This window comes from Mesorhizobium sp. M2C.T.Ca.TU.002.02.1.1 (assembly GCF_003997225.1).
The window spans coordinates 1-5529 of record NZ_RZTO01000405.1 but is presented as its reverse complement, the minus strand read 5'-3'; the positions used below and the strand labels follow the sequence as shown (position 1 = coordinate 5529).

The 5529-nt window shown below is 64.4% G+C and carries 5 protein-coding genes; 3 read left to right on the top strand and 2 right to left on the bottom strand.

Annotation, left to right across the window (positions count from 1 at the left end; translation table 11 throughout):
• The coding region (locus EOD07_RS20590) for an acyltransferase family protein (protein ID WP_164772386.1) at nt 1-1883 on the top strand (1883 nt) is incomplete at its 5' end.
• A gap of 48 nt (nt 1884-1931) precedes the next feature.
• Here the strand turns inward: EOD07_RS20590 and EOD07_RS20585 are convergent.
• Both EOD07_RS20585 and EOD07_RS20580 read right to left on the bottom strand, forming a co-directional pair.
• Nucleotides 1932-2285 carry a cupin domain-containing protein gene (locus EOD07_RS20585; RefSeq protein ID WP_127236770.1) on the bottom strand — a complete coding sequence of 118 codons (354 nt, stop codon included), beginning with the start codon at nt 2283-2285 and terminating at the stop codon, nt 1932-1934.
• Between the two features lie 157 nt (nt 2286-2442).
• Nucleotides 2443-4449, bottom strand: coding sequence for an AI-2E family transporter (locus EOD07_RS20580; protein ID WP_245470347.1), 2007 nt, complete (start codon nt 4447-4449; stop codon nt 2443-2445).
• 260 nt (nt 4450-4709) lie between these two features.
• On the opposite strand from EOD07_RS20580, the gene EOD07_RS20575 reads away from it, so the two are divergent.
• Together EOD07_RS20575 and EOD07_RS20570 are read left to right on the top strand one after the other, a co-directional pair.
• Nucleotides 4710-5024 (top strand): hypothetical protein, encoded by a 315-nt coding sequence (locus EOD07_RS20575; RefSeq protein ID WP_041010736.1) that lies wholly within the window; start codon nt 4710-4712, stop codon nt 5022-5024.
• A gap of 173 nt (nt 5025-5197) precedes the next feature.
• Nucleotides 5198-5529: hypothetical protein (locus EOD07_RS20570; RefSeq protein ID WP_127236768.1), on the top strand; the 332-nt coding region annotated here is incomplete at its 3' end.

Here is a 5529-nt window from a genome sequence, read left to right as displayed (position 1 = left end):
CCGGAGTCGACATCTTCTTCGTCATCTCGGGTTATCTGATCACCCGCCATCTGGTCGCCGAGATCTCCGACACCGGCCGACTTGATCTGTTGCGTTTCTATGCCCGGCGCGCGCGGCGCCTGTTGCCGGCGGCACTTTTCGTCATCGCCGCAACGCTTGCCGCGGGCGCGATCATCCTGTCGCCGGAGGAGCAGGCGCTCTATTCCAAGGGCGCGATGTTCGCCTCGGCCTATATGATCAATCTGTGGCTGATCCGCTGGTCGTTCGACTATTTCGCCAATGACGCCACGAGCAACCCGTTCATCCACTACTGGTCGCTGTCGGTCGAGGAGCAGTTCTATCTTGCCTGGCCGGCGCTGCTGATGCTGGCCGCGTGGATGAAACCAGGCAAGCGCGCCATCATTGTTGCCATCGGCATTGTTGGCCTCGTTTCCTTCATCCTCTGCGCCTGGCTGACGAGCGTCTCGCGGCCCTGGGCCTTCTACTTTTCGCCGCTGCGAGCATGGGAATTTGCCGCCGGCGGCCTCGCATCGATGGTGCCGGCGCGGCTATTGCAGGAGCGCCCGCTGCTGGGGCGGGCGTTAAGCCTGGCCGGCCTGACGATGATCGGGGTCGCTTATCTCACCTTCAGCGAGGACGCTCCCTTCCCCGGCTTTCTGGCGCTTCTGCCGGTGGCCGGCACAGTCCTTCTGCTCAAGGCGGGAGCGGCCGGCGCCAGGGACGGCACTCCTCATTCACACAATTCCGGGCGGAATTGGGTGAAAGCCGCCCTGGCGCTGCCACCTTTGCAGTGGATCGGCAGGCTCTCCTATTCGCTCTATCTCTGGCATTGGCCGGTCATCGTCTATGCCGGCATGCTGGTGCCGGAACTGACGCCCGCCGAGCGGCTCTCCTGTCTTGCGCTGACGCTGGCGCTCGCTGCCATCAGCTACCACCTCATCGAGAATCCTATCCGTCGCAACGGCTGGCTGATGGCCAATGCGGCGCGGGCGCTGGTGCCGGCCCTCCTCCTGACCGGCACCGGCGTCGCAGCCGCCTATGGCAATGCGAGGCTCGCCGTGCACAACCTCGATGCGGAACAGCGCATCATCGCCGCGAGCGCCGCCGAACCTTCCACGGCCCGCGCCAAAGCCGGCTGCGTGCAGGACTACGAGACGGTGACGCCGAGGCCTTGCGTATTCGGCGATGGTCATCGTGTCATCGCGCTCTTCGGCGACTCCCACGCAGACCATTGGTCGACGCCGCTGATCGAAGCGGGCCGCAAGAACGGCTACCGGGTGGTGACCTGGCTGAAGAATTCCTGCCGCGCCTCGCGCATCAGCGTCTGGTCGTCCGAGCTCAAGCGCCCTTATGCGGAATGCGACCGCTGGCGCGAACAGGCGATCGCCGAGATCATCCAGGCGAAACCTGCGCTGGTGGTCATCTCGGAGTTGGCGCTGACCAGCGGGCGCAAGATGGCGGGCCGCGGAGGCGATACGGACAGCCAGGACGCCGACTGGCGGGCCGGCCTGTGCTCGACGCTCACCAGCCTGAGCCAGGCCGGCCTCAAAGTCGCCTTCATCCGCGACGTGCCGTTCAACAACGCCAATGTCGACACCTGCGTGGCGCGGGCGCTTTGGCGGAACGAAACGCCCTCGCGCTGCGACCAGACGCGGGCCTATGCCGCCAACGATACCATGGCGGCGGTGGAGCGCGACATCGTCGACAGCATCCCCAACGCGGCTTACGTCGACCTTACCGACCGCTTCTGCAGCGCCACCATTTGCCACGTCTTCATCGACGGCAAGCTCGCCTTCCGCGACCAGCACCATATGGCGACGCCCTTCGCGGAATCGCTGGAGCCGGAGATGGAGAAGAGGGTGATTTCGAAGGTGGGACGGTAGGGTGCCTCCTGTCTCCTCCCTTGTGGGGGAGATAAGGGCGCCGCGCCTTCACCCCACCACAACGACGAAATGCTTGGTCACCGGCTCGAGGATTTTCCAGGTGCCCTTGAAGTCAGCCTCGACCACGAAAGCATCGCCGGGGCCGACCTCGACCGGCTCACCGCCGTCGGGCGTGATGATGATGCGGCCGGCGATCATGTGGACGAATTCATAGTCGGTGTAGGTGGCGTGGTAGGTGCCGGGCGAGGCGCGCCAGGTGCCGGACATCACCTTGCCGTCCTCGGTGGTGTGCTGGACGGCAGTCTGCATGGTGGGGGAACCCTCGACCACGACCCAACCAGGCAGGTCGCCGGCATCGGCATGTTCGATGGGGCCGAATTTGAGAATGGTGGGTCTGGTCATCGCATGCTCCTGGGTTCGCTGGAATTGGCTGACGACGGCATAGCCGATGGCGGCAGCGGCTGCACGTGACGATGCGACAATGGCATGCAAAGTGGCGACGGGTTGCCTGGCGAGTTTTCTTCTGCACCGTCATGCCGACTGGCTGGCGCCCCCGCCTTCACTCCGCGGCTTGCAATTGCTTTCGGCGCGCCGGCTGACGGCGGCGGTGGGCTGGTTTCAGCGTGACGGCGGCCCTTTTGGACAGCGCCCCAGTCACCGCCTCGACCATGCCGAAGGCGGCGAAGTCCGCGTTCATGGTGGCGGCGAGCTCTGCCGCCCCCTCGGCGTCGTCATTGCCGACCTCCGACCAGAGCACGATGCCGACGCGCAGCTTCGGCTTGATACGCTTCAACCTGCGCACCATGAAGCGGGCGTGCTGGGTGGACTGACGGTTGAGGAAGCCGATGACGACGCAGTCGACGGCCGCGAGATCAAGATGGCGCATCGCCGAAGCTTCGAGGTCGGCGAAGCTTGCGCGCCTCGCTTCAGCGCCCTGCACCTCGAGCACCTGCGCCAGCATGGCGGCGGCGGCATCGTCGAGCTCGCCGCGGCCGCCGGCGCAAAGCACGGCAATGCCTGAACCGTCCGGCAGGTCGACTTCCTCCTCGTCGGCTTCGCCGGACTTGTCGTCCGGCTTCTTTTCGACAGCGGTCTTTTCGGAAGCTTTGCCTTCCTCCGCCTTGGCGGCCTCCTGATCCTCTTCCTCCTCGGCTTCCTGCTGGGCGCTGTCGTCAAGGTTGGCGACGAGCGTCATAGCACTGTCGGCGACCTGCCTGCGCTGCTCCGCATCCATGACGCCGCGCTCGCGGTCCTGCTCGCCAAGCAGCAGGGCCGGGATCGCCACCTTGCTGTAGAATTCGAACAGATACTTGTCTTCCAGCATCTCCTCGGCGTGGTCGGTAGCCTCTTCCGGATCGCCGGCCAGCAGCCGCTGGTAGAGCCTTGCATGTGGCTCCAACACCGGCTCGTTGCCGAACAGCACATCGAGGAATTCGAATTGCGGCACGTGTCGACCGAGCACCACCAGGCAGACTGTGAGCGGCGTCGAAAGCACCAGGCCAATCGGCCCCCACAGCCAGGTCCAGAAGATCGCCGCCACGATGATGGCCAAAGGCGAGAGCCCGGTATGCGAGCCATAGAGCCAAGGTTCGATGACATTGCCGGTGATGAGCTCCACGACGACGAACAGCGCGGCGGTCCACAAGAGCAGCGACCAGCCCGGCGCCACCGCCAAAGCGAGGAACAGCGGCAGCAGCGCGCCGACGATCGGCCCGATATAGGGGACAAAGCGCAGCGCCAGCGCCAGGAGGCCCCAGAGCAGCGCGTTGGGGATGCCCAGCACCCAGAGCCCTATGGTGATGGGCACGGCATAGATGGCGTTCACCACCAACTGCATTAGCAGATACTGGCCGACGCGTTTGCCGGCATCCTGGAGCGCCTGCGTGGTGCGGTGGAGATCGCCATAGCCGACTAGCCGGATGAAGCGGTCGCGCAGGTCCTCGCGCTCCATCAGCATGAAGATGACGACGATGATGACGAGGCCGGCGGAACTGAGCGGGCTGATCAGCGGGCCGACCAGGTTCTGCAACACTTCGAGCGGCTTTTCATGCGAAACGACCTCGACCGGGATCGGATCGCGCTTCGGCGCCTCGGCGGCCGAAGGCAATTGCGGTTCCTGGCGGTCGATCTCCTGGCCGACCCGCTCGATGACGCCACTGAGGCGCGAGATGATGCCGCCGCCGAGGCCGTTTTCCTTGAGCGCGCGAACCTTGGTCAGGATGTTTATCTGATAGACGGGGATGTTCTGCGCGAGATCACTGACCTGAGTGGCGACGACGAAGGAAAACAGCGACAGCGCGGCAAATGCGCCGGCGACGCTGGCGATGACCGCCGCGATGCGCGGGATGCCGAGGCGCTTCAGCCAGGACACGACGGGGGCGATGGCGAAGGTCAGGAGCAGCGCAACGGCGATCGGCAGGAACACCTCGCGCCCGAAATAGAGCGCGGCGACCGCGGTGACGACGCTCGCGACGGTCGGCAGCGCCGTGCGCGGATGCCCCCTGGAAGCGGCGAGCAAGCTCGCCAGCCGCGGCTCCGATATCCCATTCCGACGACTGGCCGCCACCATCGAGCCTCCCTGCTGCCTGGCAATGATCAGAGATATTTCGCCGGCGTGCAACGCGCAGAGAGCTGGTCGGTTGCAGATGCACTAATAAATATTCGGGGCCATCGCCTTACGGAGAACGAGCAGAGCGCCAGATCAGATGCCGGGCGCCCTGGCTTGTGCCTTGTCCAAGGGTGGCAACCTGACGGTTTTCGGGAACACGAATTGCCCGAAACCGTTGTTTTGTCGAAGGGGCGTTCTTGAACCTCAAGGAGGCAGCGATGAAAAAGCTTCTGCTTGCTTCGATGATCGCCATCGCCTCGGCGTTCGCGATCGCGCCGGCCAGCGCGGCCAGCGTGCAACTCGGTATCGGCGTCGGTCCGGGCTATGATGACGGCTATTACAACGACTATGGCGGATACTATCCTCACCGCTATTATCGCCATGTCTACAATGACGACTACGACAATGGCGACTACGTGGTGCGCTATCATCACCGGCATCATTGCCGCACCGAACTGGTGAGCCACTGGCGCCACCACCACCGCGTGGTAGAGGAAGTGCGCGTGTGCGGTAACGGCTACGGCGGCTACTAAGTCGTCCAGGTCGGATAGCGCGGAACGGCTTTCGCTCGCTCCGCGCTATCGTGCGGCATGTGCGCGGACCGCTTCGAGCGCTCACGAAGCCTTCAAATGTTGCTGATTGTGCGTGGCGGCGCAATTTTTCGGCGTGCCGCACGTTATCATGGGTGAACCTTCAGGAGGTTACCATGAAAAAGTTCCTGTTTGCCTCGGTAATCGCCCTCGCCTCGGCAGTTGCCATTGCCGCGCCGGCGAATGCTGGCAACGTATTCCTCGGCGGCAGTTATTTCGACTACGGCCCCTTCGGCGATTTTTACGACAGCTACAACCAAGCCCCGGTCTACGGCTCCTATTGGGGCGGCTCCTATCTTGATGACGGGCCCGGTTACGGCCCAGCCTACGGCAACGACGGCAGCAGCTATGTCGCCCCGCCGAACGTCGTGCACGCCCGCCGCCATTGCCGGATCGAAACGGTGAGAACCCGCAGCCATGACCACAGGTTCACGCGCGAGGTGCTGTC

Coding starts and splice junctions, on each gene's coding strand:
- EOD07_RS20585 (WP_127236770.1), bottom strand. CDS start 2,285: ATGACCAGACCCACCATTCTCAAATTCGGCCCCATCGAACATGCCGAT.
- EOD07_RS20575 (WP_041010736.1), top strand. CDS start 4,710: ATGAAAAAGCTTCTGCTTGCTTCGATGATCGCCATCGCCTCGGCGTTC.